At 44.9% G+C, this 20,042-nt stretch carries 30 protein-coding genes; 1 reads left to right on the top strand and 29 read right to left on the bottom strand.

Features of this window, described 5'->3' with window-relative positions; translation table 11 throughout:
* Nucleotides 1–27: 27 nt before the first annotated feature.
* The 28 genes from ACYVR3_RS05110 to rpsL all read right to left on the bottom strand — a co-directional run bounded on the left by ACYVR3_RS05110 (nucleotide 28) and on the right by rpsL (nucleotide 18,444).
* Entirely contained in the window at nucleotides 28–687 is a 660-nt protein-coding gene (locus tag ACYVR3_RS05110; protein WP_054734001.1) for an adenylate kinase, read from the bottom strand.
* A gap of 74 nt (nucleotides 688–761) precedes the next feature.
* Nucleotides 762–2,063, bottom strand: a complete 1,302-nt coding sequence (gene secY / locus ACYVR3_RS05105) for a preprotein translocase subunit SecY (protein ID WP_461243354.1) — start codon at nucleotides 2,061–2,063, stop codon at nucleotides 762–764.
* Nucleotides 2,063–2,500 carry a 50S ribosomal protein L15 gene (gene rplO, locus ACYVR3_RS05100; protein WP_054734003.1) on the bottom strand — a complete coding sequence of 146 codons (438 nt, stop codon included), beginning with the start codon at nucleotides 2,498–2,500 and terminating at the stop codon, nucleotides 2,063–2,065. Before rplO ends, secY begins: the two co-directional genes overlap by 1 nt.
* Before the next feature lie 27 nt (nucleotides 2,501–2,527).
* Nucleotides 2,528–2,710 (bottom strand): 50S ribosomal protein L30, encoded by a 183-nt coding sequence (rpmD, locus tag ACYVR3_RS05095; RefSeq protein ID WP_054734006.1) that lies wholly within the window; start codon nucleotides 2,708–2,710, stop codon nucleotides 2,528–2,530.
* Between the two features lie 12 nt (nucleotides 2,711–2,722).
* A complete protein-coding gene (gene rpsE, locus ACYVR3_RS05090; RefSeq protein ID WP_054734009.1) occupies nucleotides 2,723–3,226 on the bottom strand; it encodes a 30S ribosomal protein S5 in 504 nt (167 codons plus the stop codon).
* A gap of 20 nt (nucleotides 3,227–3,246) precedes the next feature.
* Nucleotides 3,247–3,612 (bottom strand): 50S ribosomal protein L18, encoded by a 366-nt coding sequence (gene rplR / locus ACYVR3_RS05085; RefSeq protein WP_054734012.1) that lies wholly within the window; start codon nucleotides 3,610–3,612, stop codon nucleotides 3,247–3,249.
* Between the two features lie 34 nt (nucleotides 3,613–3,646).
* Nucleotides 3,647–4,180, bottom strand: coding sequence for a 50S ribosomal protein L6 (rplF, locus tag ACYVR3_RS05080; protein WP_054734015.1), 534 nt, complete (start codon nucleotides 4,178–4,180; stop codon nucleotides 3,647–3,649).
* A gap of 30 nt (nucleotides 4,181–4,210) precedes the next feature.
* A complete protein-coding gene (gene rpsH / locus ACYVR3_RS05075; protein ID WP_054700913.1) occupies nucleotides 4,211–4,609 on the bottom strand; it encodes a 30S ribosomal protein S8 in 399 nt (132 codons plus the stop codon).
* A 30-nt stretch (nucleotides 4,610–4,639) separates the two neighbouring features.
* Nucleotides 4,640–4,825 carry a type Z 30S ribosomal protein S14 gene (locus ACYVR3_RS05070; RefSeq protein WP_082624472.1) on the bottom strand — a complete coding sequence of 62 codons (186 nt, stop codon included), beginning with the start codon at nucleotides 4,823–4,825 and terminating at the stop codon, nucleotides 4,640–4,642.
* A 13-nt stretch (nucleotides 4,826–4,838) separates the two neighbouring features.
* On the bottom strand, nucleotides 4,839–5,381 hold the full coding sequence (gene rplE / locus ACYVR3_RS05065; RefSeq protein ID WP_057151904.1) for a 50S ribosomal protein L5: 543 nt from the start codon (nucleotides 5,379–5,381) through the stop codon (nucleotides 4,839–4,841).
* A gap of 25 nt (nucleotides 5,382–5,406) precedes the next feature.
* The gene (rplX, locus tag ACYVR3_RS05060; RefSeq protein ID WP_054734022.1) at nucleotides 5,407–5,715 is read right to left on the bottom strand and encodes a 50S ribosomal protein L24; all 309 of its coding nucleotides are present in this window, start codon (nucleotides 5,713–5,715) and stop codon (nucleotides 5,407–5,409) included.
* Between the two features lie 31 nt (nucleotides 5,716–5,746).
* Nucleotides 5,747–6,115 carry a 50S ribosomal protein L14 gene (gene rplN / locus ACYVR3_RS05055; RefSeq protein WP_054734024.1) on the bottom strand — a complete coding sequence of 123 codons (369 nt, stop codon included), beginning with the start codon at nucleotides 6,113–6,115 and terminating at the stop codon, nucleotides 5,747–5,749.
* Nucleotides 6,116–6,169: 54 nt separating this feature from the next.
* Nucleotides 6,170–6,436: a 30S ribosomal protein S17 gene (gene rpsQ / locus ACYVR3_RS05050; RefSeq protein WP_054734026.1), complete on the bottom strand. Its 267-nt coding sequence runs from the start codon at nucleotides 6,434–6,436 to the stop codon at nucleotides 6,170–6,172.
* Nucleotides 6,437–6,459: 23 nt separating this feature from the next.
* Nucleotides 6,460–6,654, bottom strand: a complete 195-nt coding sequence (gene rpmC / locus ACYVR3_RS05045; protein WP_054734027.1) for a 50S ribosomal protein L29 — start codon at nucleotides 6,652–6,654, stop codon at nucleotides 6,460–6,462.
* Nucleotides 6,644–7,078, bottom strand: coding sequence for a 50S ribosomal protein L16 (gene rplP / locus ACYVR3_RS05040; RefSeq protein ID WP_054734030.1), 435 nt, complete (start codon nucleotides 7,076–7,078; stop codon nucleotides 6,644–6,646). Before rplP ends, rpmC begins: the two co-directional genes overlap by 11 nt.
* A gap of 2 nt (nucleotides 7,079–7,080) precedes the next feature.
* Nucleotides 7,081–7,749, bottom strand: coding sequence for a 30S ribosomal protein S3 (gene rpsC / locus ACYVR3_RS05035; RefSeq protein ID WP_054734033.1), 669 nt, complete (start codon nucleotides 7,747–7,749; stop codon nucleotides 7,081–7,083).
* 12 nt (nucleotides 7,750–7,761) lie between these two features.
* Entirely contained in the window at nucleotides 7,762–8,109 is a 348-nt protein-coding gene (rplV, locus tag ACYVR3_RS05030) for a 50S ribosomal protein L22 (protein WP_054734036.1), read from the bottom strand.
* A 16-nt stretch (nucleotides 8,110–8,125) separates the two neighbouring features.
* Nucleotides 8,126–8,404 (bottom strand): 30S ribosomal protein S19, encoded by a 279-nt coding sequence (gene rpsS, locus ACYVR3_RS05025; RefSeq protein ID WP_054734040.1) that lies wholly within the window; start codon nucleotides 8,402–8,404, stop codon nucleotides 8,126–8,128.
* A gap of 45 nt (nucleotides 8,405–8,449) precedes the next feature.
* The gene (gene rplB, locus ACYVR3_RS05020) at nucleotides 8,450–9,286 is read right to left on the bottom strand and encodes a 50S ribosomal protein L2 (protein ID WP_054734043.1); all 837 of its coding nucleotides are present in this window, start codon (nucleotides 9,284–9,286) and stop codon (nucleotides 8,450–8,452) included.
* A gap of 28 nt (nucleotides 9,287–9,314) precedes the next feature.
* Nucleotides 9,315–9,602 (bottom strand): 50S ribosomal protein L23, encoded by a 288-nt coding sequence (gene rplW, locus ACYVR3_RS05015; RefSeq protein WP_054734046.1) that lies wholly within the window; start codon nucleotides 9,600–9,602, stop codon nucleotides 9,315–9,317.
* Nucleotides 9,602–10,225: a 50S ribosomal protein L4 gene (rplD, locus tag ACYVR3_RS05010; RefSeq protein ID WP_057151905.1), complete on the bottom strand. Its 624-nt coding sequence runs from the start codon at nucleotides 10,223–10,225 to the stop codon at nucleotides 9,602–9,604. Before rplD ends, rplW begins: the two co-directional genes overlap by 1 nt.
* A gap of 17 nt (nucleotides 10,226–10,242) precedes the next feature.
* Nucleotides 10,243–10,878, bottom strand: coding sequence for a 50S ribosomal protein L3 (rplC, locus tag ACYVR3_RS05005; RefSeq protein WP_054734049.1), 636 nt, complete (start codon nucleotides 10,876–10,878; stop codon nucleotides 10,243–10,245).
* Nucleotides 10,879–10,925: 47 nt separating this feature from the next.
* A complete protein-coding gene (gene rpsJ, locus ACYVR3_RS05000; RefSeq protein WP_054709151.1) occupies nucleotides 10,926–11,234 on the bottom strand; it encodes a 30S ribosomal protein S10 in 309 nt (102 codons plus the stop codon).
* A 583-nt stretch (nucleotides 11,235–11,817) separates the two neighbouring features.
* Nucleotides 11,818–12,159 carry a metal-sulfur cluster assembly factor gene (locus tag ACYVR3_RS04995; protein WP_461243353.1) on the bottom strand — a complete coding sequence of 114 codons (342 nt, stop codon included), beginning with the start codon at nucleotides 12,157–12,159 and terminating at the stop codon, nucleotides 11,818–11,820.
* 73 nt (nucleotides 12,160–12,232) lie between these two features.
* Nucleotides 12,233–13,924 carry a dihydroxy-acid dehydratase gene (ilvD, locus tag ACYVR3_RS04990; RefSeq protein ID WP_054734053.1) on the bottom strand — a complete coding sequence of 564 codons (1,692 nt, stop codon included), beginning with the start codon at nucleotides 13,922–13,924 and terminating at the stop codon, nucleotides 12,233–12,235.
* Nucleotides 13,925–15,267: 1,343 nt separating this feature from the next.
* Nucleotides 15,268–17,361, bottom strand: coding sequence for an elongation factor G (gene fusA, locus ACYVR3_RS04985; RefSeq protein WP_461243352.1), 2,094 nt, complete (start codon nucleotides 17,359–17,361; stop codon nucleotides 15,268–15,270).
* A 162-nt stretch (nucleotides 17,362–17,523) separates the two neighbouring features.
* Nucleotides 17,524–17,994, bottom strand: coding sequence for a 30S ribosomal protein S7 (rpsG, locus tag ACYVR3_RS04980; protein WP_054734056.1), 471 nt, complete (start codon nucleotides 17,992–17,994; stop codon nucleotides 17,524–17,526).
* Nucleotides 17,995–18,030: 36 nt separating this feature from the next.
* The gene (rpsL, locus tag ACYVR3_RS04975) at nucleotides 18,031–18,444 is read right to left on the bottom strand and encodes a 30S ribosomal protein S12 (RefSeq protein WP_054734059.1); all 414 of its coding nucleotides are present in this window, start codon (nucleotides 18,442–18,444) and stop codon (nucleotides 18,031–18,033) included.
* A 299-nt stretch (nucleotides 18,445–18,743) separates the two neighbouring features.
* Here rpsL and ACYVR3_RS04970 point away from each other — a divergent pair, with 299 nt between their 5' ends.
* Complete coding sequence (locus tag ACYVR3_RS04970; RefSeq protein ID WP_461243351.1) at nucleotides 18,744–19,421, top strand: prepilin peptidase; 678 nt, start codon at nucleotides 18,744–18,746, stop codon at nucleotides 19,419–19,421.
* Nucleotides 19,422–19,538: 117 nt separating this feature from the next.
* Here ACYVR3_RS04970 and ACYVR3_RS04965 read toward each other — a convergent pair whose 3' ends face one another.
* Nucleotides 19,539–19,931, bottom strand: coding sequence for a hypothetical protein (locus ACYVR3_RS04965; RefSeq protein WP_461243350.1), 393 nt, complete (start codon nucleotides 19,929–19,931; stop codon nucleotides 19,539–19,541).
* Nucleotides 19,932–20,042 lie beyond the last annotated feature (111 nt).

Genomic DNA, 20,042 nt, shown 5'->3' with positions numbered 1-20,042 from the left:
CAAGTCAATCCGGGATTCAGAGGTGTTTTACGCGAGCTTGTTCAAAATCGCTTTGATGTCTTGGTAAACTGCGTCAATGTCGCGGTCACCATCAACCGTATGAAGAACGCCTTTTGATTGATAGAAATCAACCAATGGGGTGTTCATCTTAATGTTAACATCCAACCGATTCTTAACCGTTGCCGGTTTGTCATCTTCACGTTGGTAAAAGTCGTGGCCACCACAAACGTCACAAGTGCCTTCAACCTTTGTTGGGTTGTAGATCTTGTGATACGTTGCCCCGCAGGTCCGACAAATGAACCGACCCGAAAGTCGTTCAATTAAGACTTCTGGTTCAACGTGGATATTGATAACGGCATCCACGTTCCGATCCAATTCAGTCCCAAATTGATCAAGTGCTTCCGCTTGGTCAATTGTTCTTGGATAACCATCTAACATGTAGCCGTTAGCCACATCATCTTGTGACAAACGTTCGCGAACGATACCGTTCGTCACTTCGTCAGGAACCAATTCACCCTTGTCGATGAACTTCTTAGCAGCAACACCCATCTCAGTTTCATTTTTCATGGCTTCACGGAAAATGTCACCAGTTGAGATATGCTGAATATCGAAGTCTTCGACAATTTTTTGTGCTTGAGTTCCCTTACCTGCACCAGGTAAGCCCATTAAAATCAGATTCATTGACATTATGTTACCTCCTAGTAATCTGCTACAAAATGACAAGATGGTGTGCTGAACAAGTCACCACACCATTACTCGTCTCATTCAGCTGGACGTGGATCTTGGATGAAGCCGACATATTGTCGTTTCATCATTAACCCGTCGATCTGTTGAATCGTTTGAATTGCGACACCAACAACGATAAGTAAACTAGTACCACCAAGTCCAATTGATTCATCCAGATTCCAAACGTTTTGAGCGATTAATGGAATCAACGCAACGAACCCTAAGAACAGTGCCCCAACCGTACTCAAACGCATGAGTAAGTTTGAAACATACACTTGAGTCTCATGTCCGGGCCAAACTCCTGGAATATAACTTCCTTGTTTTTGTAAGTTTTCGGATAACTTCTCTGGGTTAACCTGAACGAACGCATAGAAGAAAGTAAACAGGATAATTAAAATCGTGTATAAAATCGTGCCACCAGTTGATTGCATGTTGAAGATGTTAGTCATCACTTGATACCACGTGTCTTCAGAGTGGTTATTTGCGAACGCCATCAAGATGGTTTGAGGCGTTGCAATAAACGAACTCGCAAAAATAACTGGGATCACGCCGGCAACGTTAACCTTTAATGGTAGATAACTGCTATCAGGGTCACCTGATACACGTCGGGTATACTGAATCGGAATCTTCCGATCAGCTTGTTGGACCCAGGTCACAAACGTCACAATGATGAGGACCAAGATCACAATTCCGATGACAAACAGTACGTTCTGCCAGTTAACATCAGTCAGATAATTTTGATACAACTGTTGAGCCCCGGTTGGCATTCTAGCAATAATCCCGGCGAAAATAATCATCGAGACACCGTTACCTAAACCGTGGTCGGTGATCATATCACCCATCCAAGTGGTCAGCATTGTACCACCAGTCAAAATTAAACCAATCATGGCGTAAGTCTTAACGCCTGGGTTGTTCACCAGATTAAGACTACTTAGGGTGTTAAACCCAGCCGTAATCCCAATTGATTGAACGAACGCCAAGATAATCGTTAAGTAACGCGTATGTTGATTTAACTTTCTCCGACCGACTTCACCTTGTTTACTCCATTCTACATATCGCGGTACGATATCCATCTGTAGAAGTTGGATCACAATTTGAGCGGTGATGTACGGTGACACCCCCATCGCGAAGATGGAGTAGTTTGTCAAACCGCCACCACTGAACATGTTTAAAATGCTGACCAATCCAGAAGACGCCACGCTTTGTAAAGCCTTCGCATTAACCCCAGGAACAGTAATATACGAGCCAATCCGGAAGACTACCAAAACCATCAGTGTAAAGAAAATCTTATTTCGAATATCTTTAACCTTAAACGCGTTTTTCATGGTTGAGAGCATTAAATCACCTCAGTTTTACCGCCTGCAGCTTCGATTGCGGCAGTTGCACTAGCAGAGAACTTGTGCGCTTTAACCGTAAGCTTCTTTGAGATTTCGCCGTTACCAAGAATCTTGATACCGTCTTTTTCGTTTTTAACGATGCCTGCTTCAACTAATGCTACAGGAGTAACTTCTGCACCATCTTCGAAACGATCGTTTAAGGTAGTTAAGTTAACGATAGCGAATTCTTTACGGCTAATGTTAGTAAAGCCGCGTTTAGGAATCCGACGGTACAAAGGCATTTGTCCACCTTCGAAACCAAGACGAGTCTTGCTACGAGCCTTTTGGCCCTTTTGACCACGACCGGATGTCTTACCGTTACCAGCAGAACGACCACGGCCTTTACGTGAACGTGTAAAACGTGATCCTTCAGATGGTTGTAATTCGTTCAACTTCATGAATGAAGGCACCTCCTTATTTTTTAATTATTTAACTTCTTCAACTTTGATCAAGTGTGCAACTTGGAAAAGCGCACCGCGAGTAGCATCGTTGTCAGGAAGGACAACAGAGCTACTGATCTTCCGCAAGCCAAGGGCTTGAACGATCTTACGTTGCTTAGGAAGACGATGTGCGACACTGCGAGTCAAAGTAACCTTTAAATCAGCCATGTTGAGATCCTCCTATTCAGCCAAGTGTTGAACTGAGACGCCACGTAAATCAGCAACTTCTTCAGCACGCTTCAATTGCTTTAAGCCTTCGAAGGTAGCACGAATTGCGTTGATTGGGGTGTCTGAGCCAAGACGCTTACTTGTAACATCGGCAACGCCAGCAAGTTCCATGACGGCACGAACAGCGCCACCAGCAGCAACCCCGGAACCTTCAGCGGCTGGCTTCAAAAGAATCCGGCCACCATCGTAAACTCCGATGATTTGATGTGGAATAGTAGTACCAACGATAGGCACTTCAATCAAGTTCTTGCGAGCGGCTTCAACAGCCTTACGGATTGCTTCAGGAACTTCCTGAGCTTTACCAGTACCGAAGCCAACGTGACCTTTGTGATCACCGACAACGACAAGGGCTGCAAAACGGAGACGACGGCCACCTTTTACAACTTTGGTAATCCGGTTGATTGACACAACGTTGTCTTCAAGATCCAACTTTTCAGGATCGATAAACTTTGCCATTAGTGGTTATTCCTCCTTTTTTAGAATTGTAAGCCGTTTTCACGAGCTGCTTCTGCCAATGCTTGCACACGGCCGTGGTATAAGTAACCGCCACGATCAAAGACAACTTCGGAAATCTTCTTGGCAGCGGCACGGTCTGCAACAAGCTTACCAACTGCTTGGGCTTGTTCCGTCTTGTTACCGGCTGCTACTTCACTATCTAATGTCGAGGCACTGACCAGCGTCACACCCGCTACGTCATCAATTACTTGAGCGTAGATGTTTTTGTTAGAACGGAAAACATTTAAGCGTGGGCGCTCTGCAGTACCAGAAATCTTGTTACGAACGCGTCCATGGCGCTTTTGACGTGTCTTGTTCTTATCTGGTTTCGAAATCAAAATAGTCACCTCTTTGAATTTATTGTGAACTGCTTACGCAGCATTATTTACCAGTTTTACCTTCTTTAAGAGTGATGTGTTCGTTTTCGTAACGAATACCTTTACCCTTGTAAGGTTCTGGTGAACGAACGGCACGGATTTCAGCAGCGAAGTCACCGACTTCTTGCTTGCTGATTCCGTCGATCTTGATCGTGTTGTTGTCAGGAACTTCAACCTTCAAGTTTGAAGGAACTTCCATTTCAACTGGGTTTGAGTAACCCACACTTAAGATCAACTTGCCCTTTAATTGGGCACGGTAACCAACACCGACAAGCTTTAAGGTCTTAGAGAAACCCTTAGTAACCCCTTCAACCATGTTGTTGAAGTTGGCACGAGTAGTTCCGTGTAAGGCACGGGTCTTGTTGTTGTTGTCTGAACGATCGAAGTTAACTTCGCCTTCGGAAACGTTCATCGTGATGATTGGTGAGAAAGTCCGAGTGATTTCACCCTTAGGACCTTTAACCGTAACGTCATTGCCGTCACGCTTAACTTCTACACCGGCTGGAATAGTAACTGTCTTGTATCCAATACGACTCATTGAGTAGGCACCTCCTTACTTATTAAAAGTTTACCAAACGTAGGCGAGCACTTCGCCACCGATTTTCTTTGCGCGAGCTTCTTTGTCAGTCACAACACCTTCAGATGTTGAGATGATGGCAATTCCTAAACCGTTAAGGACCTTAGGAACAGCATCTGACTTAACGTAAGTACGTAACCCTGGCTTTGAAATACGCTTCAAACCAGAAATGACACGTTGCTTGTCACGGCCGTACTTAAGAAATACGCGGATGATGCCTTGCTTGTTGTCTTCGATATATTCAACGTCGCGAATGAAGCCTTCACGCTTCAAGATTTCGGCGATGTCGCGCTTCATCTTTGATGCAGGTACTTCTAATGATTCGTGGTAAACCATGTTGGCGTTCCGGATCCGAGTCAAGAAGTCTGCAATTGGGTCAGTCATAGACATTAACGTTTATCCTCCTTTATAGTGTACTTTTTACCAGCTAGCTTTCTTCATGCCAGGAATTTGACCCTTGTGGGCAAGATCCCGTAAGCAAAGTCGGCATAAGTGGAATTTGCGATAAACTGAATGTGGACGACCACAACGTTCGCAACGCGTATAAGCTTGTGTCGAGTATTTAGCAGGACGCTGACTCTTAACAATCATTGATTTTTTAGCCACAATAATACCCTCCTTACTTAGTAAATGGCATGCCAAGTTGAGTTAACAACTCGCGTGATTCTTCGTCAGTATTGGCAGTTGTTACAATAACAATGTCAAGACCACGAACACGGTTAACGTTATCGTAGTTGATTTCTGGGAAGATTAATTGTTCACGAACACCAAGCGTATAGTTACCACGACCATCAAAGGCGCGGGAGCTGATACCATGGAAGTCACGAACACGTGGTAAAGAAACGTTAACTAACTTGTCTAAGAATTCATACATACGTTGGCCACGTAATGTAACCTTGGCACCGATTGCGTTACCTTCACGTAAACGGAAACCGGCGATTGACTTCTTAGCCTTAGTGATTAACGGCTTTTGACCAGCAATTAATCCAAGTTCTTCAACTGCTTCATCCAAGTTCTTTGCGTTGGCAGTGGCGTCACCGACACCCATGTTCAACACGATCTTGTCAAGCTTTGGCGCTTGCATGATTGAAGTGTAGTTAAACTTTTCAATCATTGATGGAACGATTTCATTAGTGTACTTCTCTTGTAAACGATTAGCCATTAGTTTGATAATCCTCCTTCCTTAATTACTTAATGATTTCGCCGGACTTCTTGGCGAAACGAACTTTTTTGCCGTCTTCAACACGGAAACCAACACGGGTTGGTTCGTTAGTTGAAGGATCAAGTAGCATTACATTAGATACGTGAATTGGTGCTTCAGTATCAATGATGCCGCCTTGAGGATTGGCTTGAGAAGCTTTTTGATGCTTCTTGATCATGTTAACGCCTTCGACGATGACACGGTCCTTGGCAGCAAGGGTCTTTTTAACAGTTCCTTCTTTACCCTTGTCCTTACCACTGATCACGCGAACTTTATCACCAGTTTTAATGAACATCCTGTTTGGCACCTCCTTATTTTCGAAACGATTAAAGCACTTCTGGTGCTAAAGAAACAATCTTCATGTAATCATTGTCACGCAATTCACGCGCAACTGGTCCGAAAATACGAGTGCCTTGTGGACTCTTATCATCACGGATTAATACCGCAGCATTTTCATCAAACTTGATGTATGAGCCATCGGCACGACGTACACGAGAAGTTGTCCGAACGACAACTGCTTTAACAACTTGTCCCTTTTTGACAACGCCACCTGGTGTTGCTTGTTTAACCGTAGCAACGATCACGTCCCCGATACTTGCGTAACGGCGCTTTGAGCCACCCAAAACTTTAATAGTTAAAATTTCCCGGGCACCAGAATTGTCAGCGACTTTCAAACGAGATTCTTGTTGGATCACCGTAGTGTCCTCCTTTCACTTTTAAGTAAAGCAGAATACGATAAATTGTCGAAACTAGATAATAACTGCCTTTTCAACAACTTCAAGAAGTCGGAAACGAACAGTCTTAGATAATGGACGAGTTTCCATGATTTCAACAATGTCGCCAGTCTTGGCAACGTTTTGTTCGTCACGGGCTTTGTACTTTTTAGTGTACTTGATCCGCTTACCATATACTGGATGATTCTTGTAAGTTTCAACGGCAACAGTGATCGTCTTGTCCATCTTATCTGAAACAACACGGCCACGGTATGTCTTACGAGCATTACGTTCTTCAGCCATTAATTATTCCTCCTTATCGTAGTCTACTTGCTTAATTCTTGTTGACGAAGCACAGTTTTGATCCGTGCAATATTCTTACGAACCTGCTTCAAACGAGCAGTGTTTTCCAATTGACCAGTAGCTAATTGGAAACGAAGGTTGAATAATTCGTCCTTGTAGCCTTTTTCTTTTTCAAGCATTTCAGCAGTGGTTAATTCTTTAATTTCATTAGCCTTCATTTGATTCGCCACCTACTTCCTCGCGCGTAATGATCTTCGTGCGAACTGGCAGTTTCATGGCAGCCAAGCGTAAAGCTTCACGTGCAACTTCTTCAGAAACGCCACCGACTTCAAACATTACCTTTTCACGTTTAACGGGTGCAACCCAACCTGCAGGTGCCCCTTTACCATTACCCATACGAACGCCGACACCTTTTTCAGTGTAGGACTTGTGAGGGAAAATCTTAATCCAAACTTTCCCACCACGCTTCATGTAACGCGTCATGGCAATACGAGCAGCTTCGATTTGACGGTTTGAGATCCAGCTTGAATCTAATGCTTGCAAACCGTATTCACCGAAAGCAACTGACTTGCCACCTTTAGCAGCGCCACGTAACTTACCGCGGTGCTCACGACGGTGCTTAACTCGCTTTGGTACTAGCATGTTTATTTCCCTCCTTTGTTGTTATTTTGGTCAGCGTTAGGCTTAGTTGGCAAAATTTCGCCACGGTAGATCCAAGTCTTAACACCTAATGAACCGTAAGTTGTGTGTGCTTCAACCCAGGCGTAATCAATGTCTGCACGTAAAGTATGCAAAGGCACAGTGCCATCTGAGTAAGCTTCAACACGAGACATATCTGCACCGTTTAAACGACCAGCAACTTGGGTTTTGATCCCCTTGGCGCCAGAACGCATCGTCCGTTGCATTGCCCCACGCATTGCACGACGGAAAGCAACACGGCCTTCAAGTTGACGTGCAATGTTTTCACCAACTAATTTTGCATCCAAATCAGGTTTCTTGATTTCGATGATGTTGATGTGTACTCGTTTGCCAGTTAAGTTGTTCAATTCCTTACGGAGATTTTCAACTTCTGACCCACCTTTACCAATAACCATACCAGGCTTAGCGGTGTGAATTGAAATGTTGACGCGGTTAGCGGCACGTTCAATTTCTACCGTTGAGACTGAGGCATCTGCAAGGCGCTTTTCGATATATTTGCGGATTTTGAGGTCTTCGCCAAGGTAAGCAGCAAATTCTTTTTCAGCATACCACTTTGCTTCCCAGTCGCGAATAATGCCGACACGCAATCCGGTTGGATTAATCTTTTGACCCACGCGTTATCCCTCCTATTTTTCAGATACGACTACTGTGATGTGACTTGTACGCTTGTTGATTGGTGAAGCAGAACCTTTGGCACGAGGACGGAACCGCTTAAGGGTTGGTCCTTCGTTGACAAAGACTTCGCTGACAACTAAATCACTGCGATCTAAGTCAAAATTGTTTTCAGCGTTTGCAACTGCTGAAAGTAAAACTTTTTCAACGATTGGTGAAGCACCACGAGGGGTGAACTTCAAGATAGCAATCGCTTCGGCCACGCTCTTACCTCTGATAAGATCAACGACAAGGCGGACCTTACGTGCGGCAATACGAACTGTTTTCGCAGTTGCCTTTGCTGATGTCACTTGTTCAGCCATTAGCTAATCCTCCTTATTATTTTCCTGTCTTCTTATCGTCGCCAGAATGGCCACGGAAAGTACGAGTTGGTACAAATTCACCTAACTTGTGACCAACCATGTCTTCTTGAATGAACACTGGAACGTTCTTACGACCATCGTAAACAGCGATCGTGAAGCCGATGAAACTTGGGAAAATCGTTGAACGACGTGACCAAGTCTTGATAACCGTCTTCTTATCTTGATCCTTTTGTGCATCGATCTTCTTCAAAAGATGTTCATCAGCGAATGGTCCCTTTTTTAAACTACGACCCATTAGATTACCCTCCTTATGAGTGAGATTTCTTAAGCAACAAGTTGATTACTTCCGACCCTTACGGCGAACGATAAACTTGTTTGAACGTGCTTTGGTAGAACGAGTCTTCTTACCAGCAGTCTTCTTACCCCATGGTGATAATGGTGATGGACGACCGATAGGCGCTTTACCTTCACCACCACCATGAGGGTGATCGTTAGGGTTCATAACAGACCCACGAGATTGTGGACGCTTGCCAACCCAACGGTTACGACCGGCTTTACCAACGTTGACCAAGCCGTGTTCTTCGTTACCAACAGTACCGATAGTGGCACGGTTAACGGCAAGAATCATCCGAACTTCACCAGAAGTTAAACGAACAAGGGCATATTTGCCTTCTTTACCCAACAATTGAGCTGAGGCACCAGCAGAACGAACTAATTGTCCACCCTTACCTGGCTTCAATTCGATGTTGTGGATCGTTGTCCCATCAGGAATGTTCTTTAATGGTAATGCGTTACCAACTTTGATATCGGCATCTGGACCAGATTGAACTTTGTCGCCAACCTTAAGGCCCTTAGGTGCTAAGATGTAAGTCTTCACACCGTCAGAGTAAACTAACAATGCAATGTTAGCAGTCCGGTTTGGATCGTATTCGATAGCCTTAACCGTTGCAGTAACATCATCTTTAGTACGCTTGAAGTCGATGATCCGGTATTGAGTCTTGTTACCGCCGCCACGGTGACGAACCGTTTTGTGACCGTAGTTGTTACGGCCGGCAGTGTGACTCTGTGATTCGAGTAATGACTTTTCTGGCTTTGACTTCGTGATAACTTGGCTGTAGTCAATGCTAGTCATATTACGCCGACCATTGCTGGTTGGTTTGTATACTTTAATCGCCACGTTGATTTCCTCCTATATTAATAAATTGTTATTCTTCGCCGAATAACTTGATTTCTTTTGAATCAGCTGACAAGGTCACGATAGCCTTACGACGCTTCTTAGTGTAGCCTTCGTAACGACCTTGACGCTTCAGCTTACCCTTAACGTTCATGATGTTAACTTTAACAACAGTAACGTCAAAGATTTCTTCGATTGCTTTTTTAACTTGGGTCTTCGTAGCACGAACGTCTACGTCGAACGTGTAACGCTTGTCATCAAGTAAAGCGGTAGATGCTTCAGTAATGACTGGGCGTAAAATAATATCGCGTGCTTCCATTATGCGAGCACCTCCTCGATTTGAGAAAGAGCAGCTTGGGTCAAGACGAGCTTGTCACTGTTAATGACATCAAGTACGTTGATCCCCTTAGCATCGATAACCTTAACGTTAGCTAAGTTACGAGCGGCTAATTCTGCATTCTTGTTATCTTCCTCAAGAACCACTAAAGTTTTAGTTGAAACGTTCAAGCTAGCTAATGATGCCGCAAAGTCTTTCGTCTTTGGTTGATCAAAGCTGAATGCATCAACAACAACTAAACTATTGTCAATGACCTTTTGTGAAAGCACTGACTTCAATGCTAAACGCGTAACCTTCTTTGGAAGATGGTAAGCGTATGAGCGTGGTGTAGGACCGAATACGGTACCACCACCAACCCAGATTGGTGAACGTGTCGAACCGGCACGTGCACGGCCAGTACCCTTTTGACGCCAAGGCTTCTTGCCACCGCCACGAACTGCACTACGGTTTTTAACCGCATGAGTACCTTGACGAAGTGAAGCACGTTGCATCAAAACAGTGTCAAATACGACGTTTTCGTTTGGTTCAACGGCGAAAATGGCATCGTTTAAAGTAACGTCACCATTTTGGCTACCGTCTTGCTTAAATAAAGTAACACTAGTCATTTACGTTTCCTCCTTTCTTATTTCTTAGGTGCGCGAACGGCACTCTTGATTTCAACGAATGACTTGTTGGCGCCAGGAACGTTCCCGCTAACCAATAAAACATTGTTTTCAACATCAGCACGTACGATCTTTAAGTTTTGGATCGTCCGAGTGTTGTTACCCATCCGGCCTGGTAAGAGCTTACCCTTAAATACCCGGTTGATAACGGCACCTAATGAACCTGGACGACGGTGGTAACGAGAACCGTGGGTTTCAGGTCCACGACTTTGGCCGTCCTTGTGAATGTTACCTTGGTAACCATGACCTTTTGTAGTACCAGTGACATCAACGTACTCACCGGCTTCAAAAATGTCTGCCTTGACTTCGTCTGCTACCTTGTAGTCTCCTAGCTCAACATCTCTGATTTCATGAATGAAGCGCTTAGGAGTCGTGTTTGCTTTTGCTGCATGACCTTTTTCGGGTTTGTTACTTAAAACATCGCGCTTATCTTCGTAACCTAATTGAATGGCATCGTAACCGTCATTGGCAACCGTCTTAACTTGTAACACAACGTTAGGAGTGGTTTCGATAACAGTAACTGGAATTAATTCGCCATTTTCAGTGAAGACTTGCGTCATACCGACTTTTTTACCTAAGATTCCTTTAGTGGTCATGAGTACACCTCCGATATAATGTAATTTTATTTATTTGACCCTTTAAATTATAACTTGATTTCGATATCCACACCTGAAGGCAAGTCTAACTTCATTAATGAGTCAACTGTCTTTGGCGTTGGGTTAACGATATCGATCAACCGTTTGTGAGTGCGCATTTCGAATTGTTCACGCGACTTCTTAAACTTATGTGGTGAACGAAGCACCGTGTAAATCGTACGTTCCGTTGGTAATGGAATTGGTCCTGAAATTTCAGCACCTGTACGCTTTGCAGTTTCAACAATCTTTTCTGCAGATTGATCTAAGATACGGTGTTCGTAAGCCTTCAAACGGATACGAATTTTTTGTTTTGCCATTGGATTCCCTCCTTACGTCTATTTTGAAAATAAGACTAACTCCGTGAAAATTACCGTCACACCCCGTGGCAAAGCGGCCGGGTGTGCCGCAACCTTTCACATCAACGCTTTGCTATGCGAAGCTCCTAGGGGCATGCCCCGGAAATTCAGCACCTATCTATGATACAAAATAAATCCCCGTTTGACAAGGATTTTCGGTAATTTTTTTCAATCCCGAATCCGCGTGGTCACTCGCTTACACGATAATTTGTGTAAGTATCTAAATGCTTGGGTGTTTTTTGCATAGTCACTGCATTAAAACCAGTCATTATGCATTCGTCACCTAATCATTAGGTTACCGGTTAACGATTACTTCATAATACTATAGTAGTTTTGCAAGAACTTTGAACGTGCTGGGTTCACTTATGTCGGTCACAAGGTACTACTTTACACTATTTTGAATCGTTTGGCAACGTCAGTGTCTACCACTTAATCGTAAGTGACCACCGACCTTCTCCGCCCAGCTACCATTTCCTTCAGGCAAACAAAAAGCACCGCCCAGAAGCCACTAAAACGGCTTTCTAAGCGGTGCTACTTCTATTAACTACCGAACGGCGATGCCTAATTGAATTCGGCCGACACGACTGATATTGGTCATTTGCCATAATGGCTTCCAGACAATATCGACTGAGACGTCGTTGATCTGATCAATTTTCTTTAACTCGGTTTTGATTTCTTCCGGTGCCGTCCCTAAACAAGCACAGCCCATTTCCGAAAAGGTCATCGTGACACTGCAATGACCGTTATCATCCAGCGACACTTCATAAATGAAACCAAGGTTATAAATATCGACCCCGAGTTCGGGTTCCATAACCGCTTCAAAAGCTGTTTCAAGTTGATCATCGATTGCTGCCGCTCGGTCGTTGGTTTTAATGTCATCACGCATGTTGATCTAACCTTTCCTATCTATTATGTAGCCAAACCAGATTACTCTGGCTTGGTAGCGTCATACTATCAGTTTATTGTTCATCTTTTTTCCAAAAATCAGTAGTTGCCCCTTTAGCAGCGCTAGAAACTAAGTGCGCATACTTACCAAGGACCCCGCGTGAGTAAAGTGGTGGTAAGACCAACTTAGCCCGACGTTTAGCTAATTCCTCGTCAGAAACTTTCATGGTCAACTCACGCGTATCTTGGTCGATCACAACAATGTCACCGTCTTGCAGCAAGGCGATGTTGCCACCATCCTGCGCTTCAGGGGCGATATGACCAACCACGAACCCGTGACTCCCGCCAGAGAACCGGCCATCAGTCAGCAAGGCTACGCTTTCGCCTTGGCCCTTCCCAACTAACAGACCTGACAGAGACAGCATTTCTGGCATCCCAGGGCCACCCTTAGGACCAACGAACCGGACAACGACAACGTCGCCAGGAACGACTTCATCAGCCAATACGGCGTCAACGGCATCTTCTTCATTGTTGAAGACCTTGGCGGGACCTTCGTGACGACGCGCCTTCAACCCAGATACCTTGCAGACAGCCCCTTCAGTGGACAGGTTCCCCTTCAAGATGATCAGTGGGCCATCAGCCCGACGTGGGTTCTCCAATGGCGCGATGATCTTTTGACCAGGCTTCAAGTCTGGTTCGCCAGCCAAGTTTTCAGCTAACGTCTTACCAGTAACGGTTAAGCAGTCGCCGTGAAGCATGCCCTTTGACAAGAGGTATTTCATAACTGCTGAAACACCACCAACGTCAAAGAGGTCCTTCATGACGTACTGGCCACTAGGCTTCAAGTCAGCCAAGTGAGGCACTTTCTTTTGGAACGTGTTGAAGTCTTCGATGGTCAAATCAACGTTTGCAGCGTGCGCAATTGCCAATAAGTGCAACACAGAGTTCGTTGATCCGCCCAAGGCCATGACGACGGTAATGGCATTTTCAAATGCTTCTCGAGTTAAGATGTCATGTGGCCGAATGTCATTTTCAATCAACTTCAAAACGGCTTTCCCAGCCTTTTCGCAATCCTGCTTCTTCAATTCCGTGACAGCAGGGTGTGAGGCTGAGCCTGGTAAGCTCATACCTAAAGCTTCAATTGCAGAAGCCATCGTGTTGGCAGTGTACATCCCACCACAAGCACCAGGTCCAGGACAAGCGTTACATTCGATAGCAGACACTTCATCAGATGAAATCTTACCATCGTTCCATTGACCAACCGCTTCGAATACGGAAACCAAGTCGATATCCTTACCATCTAAGTTCCCAGGTAAGATCGTCCCACCATAAACGAAGATTGATGGCACATCGGCGTTTGCCATGGCAATCACACTACCAGGCATGTTCTTATCACAGCCACCAACGGCAACGAAGGCGTCACAGTTGTGTCCCATGATGGAAACTTCCATTGAATCGGCGATTACGTCACGAGACGGTAATGAGAACCGCATCCCTTGGGTCCCCATTGAAATCCCATCTGAAACAGTTGGCGCACCAAATTGAACGGGCCAGCCACCATCGGCTTTGACCCCCTCTTCAACCGTGTCCCCTAACCCACGAAGGTGAATGTTACAGGGGGTGTTTTCAGCCCAAGTACTAACCACACCAACGATGGGTTTCTTGAAGTCGTCATCCTTCATCCCGGTTGCCCGCATCATCGCCCGGTTCGGGGCTTTCACGATGCCATCGTATACGTGGCTATTGATTCTAAGATCTTTTGCCATTTGAAGCGCTCCTTCCAAAACATAGTTAAATACACGTGGTGCGTAATTCGTACGCCGGCGCTCTCATGTCACCAGACGATGATGGCAGTGCACTGATCACCACTTATCCAACTGGTAGTCTGTCTGAATTGCCGCGTGTATTAATTAATTGCATCAAACGTGCGGTATTGTTTACCTGCCCCTTACAAAACACGTTTGCGGCGTTAAATACCAACCTTATCAGCAGGTTGAGGCCAACGCGGGGCGCGCTGGGTCCAGAATCTTTCGACTCGGTTAACACCGCGCGTATATAAATATGTATTTTTTCAATTACAGTTATTGTAAAAATAATTATAATTTAATTGAATTTTAACACAACTATCAGTGTTCTAACAGAGTTAATTGAGAGTTTTGCCATAATTTAATGATTTTGTTAATTCAATGTTTAGTCTTACGTTTGTGTTCAGCGTAAGTGTGTTTAGTTTGTGAAGTTCGGTGATTCTGGTCTTCTATATTGGGAGGATGCCGCGGGAGGCTCCGGCGCTATGCGGGGACTGGAACGCAGTGGCCAGCCTACGAGCTAGGAATGGGCAAAAACCGCCCATGCCGGATCTCTCCGGACTGGCGTATGACTAAAGCACTCGCACCCCGAACCCCACGGGGCACGACTGCTTAAGTCATACCGACACTGCTGAGCCCCGCGCGCCTCCGCCTCCCGCCACATGGTGCGCTGTCGGTAACAAAACTGCCAAATGTCACATTCTGAAGTTAACGAAACTACGTGACAACTACGTTGGATGGTAACTCAACAACTGTAGAAACAATCATGGTCAATATTCAGCAACTGCAACGGGTCAAAGATTGTGCAGAACTAAATCAGCCAGTCATGCGCTCACGTGAACTTAATGCAGTTACGTTGCCATTCAGACTTCTGCTGCGATTCTGAAGCGTTGACTGATGATTAATTCTGTCGTTGCAATACTGCGAAAACCGTGCAATTAAGCACTTGAGATGATCTACAATAGTACCGAATTGCGCAATGTGAGATGGAGGTAGGCGACTAGGTGGATGCTGTGTCGCGATAATTGGCGGTTGTTGATGAACCTCCAACAACCGCCAATTATCGGGGACGAAGTTAAGACTCGCGTGGGTTGTGGCGAGGCTTAACTTCGAGGTCTGAGACCGCCCTTCGGCTCAGGCCGGCCCCACAGCAGGAACCTAGTCGCTTACCGGAATCGTAAGTCCACGCAAATCATCGCACTTCACAAACTGAGCAGCAGAATGCTTACGTTGGACACAAACGACAGTGTAATAGACACAAAAAAGAGCCTCCGCAAGCGGAGACTCTTTTAGTGAAGATTCGGTTAGGCTGGGTTGCCACCGTTCTTCTTGATGATTTCTTCTTGAATAGACTTTGGAACAGCTTCGTAGTGATCGAAAGTCATGGTGAAAGTACCACGGCCTTGTGATGCAGAACGAAGAGTAGTGGCATAACCGAACATTTCGGCCAATGGCACGAATGAGTGAATCATTTGTGCGTTCCCACGTGCTTCCATCCCGTCAACACGACCACGACGTGCAGTAACTTGGCCCATGATATCGCCCATGTACTCTTCTGGTACAAGGATGTCGACCTTCATGATTGGTTCCAAGATAACTGGTGCGGCAGTCTTCGAAGCGTTACGTAAAGCGATCGAAGCGGCAACCTTAAAGGCAGCTTCACTAGAATCGACTTCATGGTAACTACCATCATATAACTTGGCCTTCAAGTCAATCAATGGGTAGCCGGCAAGAACACCATTTTCCATTGATTCCTTAACACCTTGTTCAACTGATGCGATGTATTCACGAGGAACAACCCCACCAACGATAGCGTCTTCGAATTCGAACCCTTTACCCTCTTCGTTAGGAGTAAATTCGATCCAAACATCACCATATTGACCTTTACCACCAGATTGGCGAACAAACTTACCTTGTGCGGAAGTTTGCTTAGTGAAGGCTTCACGGTATGAAACTTGAGGTGCACCAACAGTTGCTTCAACCTTGAATTCACGCTTCATCCGGTCGATGATGATGTCCAAGTGAAGTTCACCCATCCCGGCGATCAAAGTTTCACCAGTTTCAGGGTTAGTTTCGGCCCGGAAAGTAGGATCTTCTTCAGAAAGCTTTTGTAAGGCGTTGTTCATCTTATCTTGGTCAGCCTTCGTCTTAGGTTCAACGGCAACCTGAATAACTGGTTCAGGGAATTCCATTGATTCCAAGTGCAATGGGTGATCAACATCGGTCAATGAATCACCAGTAGTGGTGTTCTTCAAACCAATGGCCGCAGCGATATCGCCAGAGAAGACTTCTGGGATTTCTTGACGGTGATTTGAGTGCATTTGAAGTAAACGACCAACACGTTCACGCTTGTCCTTCGTTGAGTTCAAGACGTATGAACCAGATTCCAAAGTACCTTGGTAAACCCGGATAAACGTCAAACGACCAACGAATGGGTCGGTAGCAATCTTGAATGCCAAAGCGGCGAATGGTGCATCGTCGTTAGCCTTCAATTCAACTTCTTCATCAGTATCAGGGTTAGTAGCCTTGTAAGGCTTAACGTCTAATGGTGATGGCAAGAAGTCAACCGTAGCATCCATCAACATTTGAACACCCTTGTTCTTGAAGGCAGAACCAGCAAGAACTGGGAATAATTCAAGGTTCAAGGTTGCTTTACGGATAGCTGCTTTGATTTCAGGAATGGAAATTTCTTCACCTTCAAGGTACTTTTCCATAATGCTGTCATCAACGTCGGCCAATTCTTCGATCATCGTATCGCGACGCTTTTGAGCTTCTTCCTTGTATTCATCAGGAATATCAACCGTATCCCATTCAGCACCTAATTCATCTTCGTCGTAGATATCGGCTTTCATTTCGATCAAGTCGATGATTCCTTCGAAGTCGTCTTCGGCACCAATAGGCATTTGGATTGCTAAAGCGTTAGCTTGGAGACGTTCCTTGATTGAGTTAACTGAGAAATCAAAATCAGCACCCAATTTGTCCATCTTGTTAACAAAGACGATACGGGGAACGTCGTAGTCAGAAGCTTGACGCCAAACAGTTTCGGTTTGGGGTTCAACACCGGCTTGGGCATCCAAAACGGCAATGGCACCATCCAAAACACGCAATGAACGTTCAACTTCGACAGTGAAGTCCACGTGTCCTGGGGTATCAATGATGTTGATCCGGTGACCCTTCCATTCGGCCGTAGTGGCTGCGGAAGTGATCGTGATCCCACGTTCTTGTTCTTGTTCCATCCAGTCCATTTGTGAAGCACCATCATGGGTTTCACCAATTTTGTGAATCTTACCAGTATAGTACAAGATCCGTTCAGTCGTGGTAGTCTTACCAGCATCGATATGGGCCATGATCCCGATGTTACGGGTCTTTTCTAGTGGAAAAGCTCGTGTATTAGCCATGTTAAATCTGTAACTCCTCTCAGTTTAATCACATTTTTATAAAAAAAGGGATGGCTATATTAAGGTCTTAATTTAGCCATCCCAAACAATCACTATCAACATCAATTTAACTATGCGGCGTTGTCCACCACAATCGGTGCTGACAGCGAGACAATTTGCTGATTACCAGCGGTAGTGAGCAAATGCACGGTTGGCGTCGGCCATTTTGTGCGTATCTTCACGCTTCTTAACTGATGCACCAGTGTTGTTGGCAGCATCCATGATTTCACGTGCAAGACGTTCAGTCATTGTGTGTTCCCCACGTGAACGTGAGTATTGAACAAGCCAACGAAGGCCTAAAGTTGAACGACGATCTGGACGAACTTCGATCGGAACTTGGTAGTTAGAACCACCAACACGACGAGCCTTAACTTCCAGAACAGGCATAACATTCTTCATTGCTTCGTCAAATACTTCAACTGGATCGTTGCCAGTTTCAGTCTTAATTAAATCAAATGCACCATATAAAATTTGTGATGCAGTGCCTCGCTTACCATCTAACATCAAGCGGTTAATCAAACGAGTAACCATCTTTGAGTTGTAGATTGGATCAGGAAGGACTTCACGTTTTTGGACGTTTCCTTTTCTTGGCATTACTTAATATCCTCCTTGTTGGAACTTAGTATTATCTTAAGCCTTAGGCTTCTTTGTACCGTACTTAGAACGGCTTTGGCGACGATCGTCAACACCGGCGGTATCTAAAGCACCACGGATGATGTGGTAACGTACCCCAGGTAAATCCTTAACACGACCACCACGAATTAAAACAACACTATGTTCTTGCAAGTTGTGACCGATACCAGGAATGTAGGCCGTCACTTCGATCAAGTTCGACAAACGAACACGAGCGTACTTCCGCAAAGCAGAGTTAGGCTTCTTTGGTGTCATCGTACCGACACGGGTAGCCACACCACGCTTTTGGGGTGCAGGATTGTTCACTTGCTTCTTCTTGTAACTGTTATACCCATAGTTCAAAGCTGGGGCATTTGATTTAGAACTTCTAGATTTACGACCTTTACGAACCAATTGGTTGATTGTAGGCATCTAAGAGTCCTCCTTCCTTTTGTCTAATTTAGATTTTAAGTCCACACATCCAGGTGATTCATTTTTGGGTAAAAATAAAAGCCAGATGCACGTATAAGTCGTGCTATGTTTTCCGTCAGCATGTCTGCGTAGCAGAAACCGGTCTACAAAAAGCACCTTTAAAATAATACCATGGCAATTTGGGACTGTCAACGATAACTTCTGAATTCATACTGGTTAACGTTACGTTGACTTAGGTCCCTTTCATCCGTAAAAACACATCCCATATTGCGCACGTAGTTAGCCGAAAGGAGGCCATCATGGTTTTATTCACACAACTTATTATCGGCACGATCATCGGTTCATTTTTGTACGCCACTTTTTGTCGCATTCAGGTCGGCCAAACTTGTCTGACGCCTGCTCGCTCCTACTGTGACCATTGCCATCACCAATTAAGTTGGTTTGATTTGATTCCGATCATCTCTTATCTCGTCCTCCGCGGTCATTGTCGCAATTGCCGCGCCACCATCCCCCCAAGTACCTTAATCATTGAAGGTTACTTCGGCGTACTAGCGATCACTTGGCAGCCGAACCTAATAGCGACCTGCACAACACTAATTGGTGGCTTAGTACTTTGGATGAGTCTGCACGACTGGCAAACAATGCGTGTGCCAAGTGTTTATTTCTATCTGATTATGTTGTTAGCGAGTTTAACGCATTTGACCACTTTCACCTGGTGGCATGGTGGTTTAATCGCCTGCTGGTTACTTTTTCAGCTGGTTCCTGATACCAACCACTACTTTGGTGCGGGTGATGTGGATCTGGGCTTAAGTTTCGCAATTTTATTTAACCTTTACCACCTTGCTTGGCTACTATTGATCGCTAGTTGCACCGCCCTATTATTCGGGATGATCAGCGAACGGCGACAATTACCATTTATTCCGTTTTTAACTGTTGGTTATTTAACAGTGCTCCTGGTTGACTTAATCTCATTTTGAAACAGAACGCAAAAAGACTGCCATGGTTTCATCGCCAAACTCTGGTGGTAAAACTATGGCAGTCTTTTGCTTCATTTAATATATGCCGACATGCTAGCTAATCATCAAATCTTCAACCTAATTCAGCTTGGCCGTATCCAAGTAATCATCCCATTTGATCACTTGCTGATTTTGAATTTTAACGATTGACAAAAAATTCATATCTGGTCCCTGTTTGTAATGAACGGCGTAATCCATGATCAACGTCGTCACGCCTGCAGTAGTGTCTCTGTAGATATTAGCGAATTCGGCGCCCGTTTCCGGTGCATCGTAGGCTTCAAACCACGTTTTGTACGCTGCTTTCGTCATTTGATGTGGGAATCCCGGAAAATGGTAATGGAACGTGAACGTGGTCTCGTCTGAAATTGCCTCCCAAAATGAATTTGCGTCAACGTGGTCCTGTAGGCCCTGCATCATGAGATTCAAAAAATAGATTGAATATTGGTTATAGCCATCTGGATAAGTTGTCATTGTATCTACCTGCTTTCAATATTGATCATCAGATTGAGGCATTGCTTAACAGCCCGACAACAACCGTTTCGTCCTGCTAGCACATCCGCCTCAACCCGATGACTGAATCAT

It is taken from the genome of Secundilactobacillus muriivasis (assembly GCF_054785195.1).
This window is presented reverse-complemented; position numbering and strand designations above follow the sequence as displayed.

What these genes read in the sequence shown, in the direction of transcription:
- ACYVR3_RS04965 (WP_461243350.1), bottom strand. Translation starts at nt 19,931, where the DNA reads ATGACAACTTATCCAGATGGCTATAACCAATATTCAATCTATTTTTTG.
- secY (WP_461243354.1), bottom strand. Translation starts at nt 2,063, where the DNA reads ATGCTCTCAACCATGAAAAACGCGTTTAAGGTTAAAGATATTCGAAAT.
- rpmC (WP_054734027.1), bottom strand. Translation starts at nt 6,654, where the DNA reads ATGAAGGCTAATGAAATTAAAGAATTAACCACTGCTGAAATGCTTGAA.
- rplE (WP_057151904.1), bottom strand. Translation starts at nt 5,381, where the DNA reads ATGGCTAATCGTTTACAAGAGAAGTACACTAATGAAATCGTTCCATCA.
- rpsL (WP_054734059.1), bottom strand. Translation starts at nt 18,444, where the DNA reads ATGCCTACAATCAACCAATTGGTTCGTAAAGGTCGTAAATCTAGAAGT.
- rplD (WP_057151905.1), bottom strand. Translation starts at nt 10,225, where the DNA reads ATGACTAGTGTTACTTTATTTAAGCAAGACGGTAGCCAAAATGGTGAC.
- rpsH (WP_054700913.1), bottom strand. Translation starts at nt 4,609, where the DNA reads ATGTCTATGACTGACCCAATTGCAGACTTCTTGACTCGGATCCGGAAC.
- rpsE (WP_054734009.1), bottom strand. Translation starts at nt 3,226, where the DNA reads ATGGCAAAGTTTATCGATCCTGAAAAGTTGGATCTTGAAGACAACGTT.
- rplV (WP_054734036.1), bottom strand. Translation starts at nt 8,109, where the DNA reads ATGGCTGAACAAGTGACATCAGCAAAGGCAACTGCGAAAACAGTTCGT.
- rpsJ (WP_054709151.1), bottom strand. Translation starts at nt 11,234, where the DNA reads ATGGCAAAACAAAAAATTCGTATCCGTTTGAAGGCTTACGAACACCGT.
- rplF (WP_054734015.1), bottom strand. Translation starts at nt 4,180, where the DNA reads ATGAGTCGTATTGGATACAAGACAGTTACTATTCCAGCCGGTGTAGAA.
- rpmD (WP_054734006.1), bottom strand. Translation starts at nt 2,710, where the DNA reads ATGGCTGATTTAAAGGTTACTTTGACTCGCAGTGTCGCACATCGTCTT.
- rplW (WP_054734046.1), bottom strand. Translation starts at nt 9,602, where the DNA reads ATGGAAGCACGCGATATTATTTTACGCCCAGTCATTACTGAAGCATCT.
- ACYVR3_RS04970 (WP_461243351.1), top strand. Translation starts at nt 18,744, where the DNA reads ATGGTTTTATTCACACAACTTATTATCGGCACGATCATCGGTTCATTT.
- fusA (WP_461243352.1), bottom strand. Translation starts at nt 17,361, where the DNA reads ATGGCTAATACACGAGCTTTTCCACTAGAAAAGACCCGTAACATCGGG.
- rpsG (WP_054734056.1), bottom strand. Translation starts at nt 17,994, where the DNA reads ATGCCAAGAAAAGGAAACGTCCAAAAACGTGAAGTCCTTCCTGATCCA.
- rplO (WP_054734003.1), bottom strand. Translation starts at nt 2,500, where the DNA reads ATGAAGTTGAACGAATTACAACCATCTGAAGGATCACGTTTTACACGT.
- ACYVR3_RS04995 (WP_461243353.1), bottom strand. Translation starts at nt 12,159, where the DNA reads ATGCGTGATGACATTAAAACCAACGACCGAGCGGCAGCAATCGATGAT.
- rpsQ (WP_054734026.1), bottom strand. Translation starts at nt 6,436, where the DNA reads ATGGCTGAAGAACGTAATGCTCGTAAGACATACCGTGGCCGTGTTGTT.
- rplP (WP_054734030.1), bottom strand. Translation starts at nt 7,078, where the DNA reads ATGCTAGTACCAAAGCGAGTTAAGCACCGTCGTGAGCACCGCGGTAAG.
- rplX (WP_054734022.1), bottom strand. Translation starts at nt 5,715, where the DNA reads ATGTTCATTAAAACTGGTGATAAAGTTCGCGTGATCAGTGGTAAGGAC.
- ACYVR3_RS05110 (WP_054734001.1), bottom strand. Translation starts at nt 687, where the DNA reads ATGTCAATGAATCTGATTTTAATGGGCTTACCTGGTGCAGGTAAGGGA.
- rpsS (WP_054734040.1), bottom strand. Translation starts at nt 8,404, where the DNA reads ATGGGTCGTAGTTTAAAAAAGGGACCATTCGCTGATGAACATCTTTTG.
- ilvD (WP_054734053.1), bottom strand. Translation starts at nt 13,924, where the DNA reads ATGGCAAAAGATCTTAGAATCAATAGCCACGTATACGATGGCATCGTG.
- rplC (WP_054734049.1), bottom strand. Translation starts at nt 10,878, where the DNA reads ATGACCACTAAAGGAATCTTAGGTAAAAAAGTCGGTATGACGCAAGTC.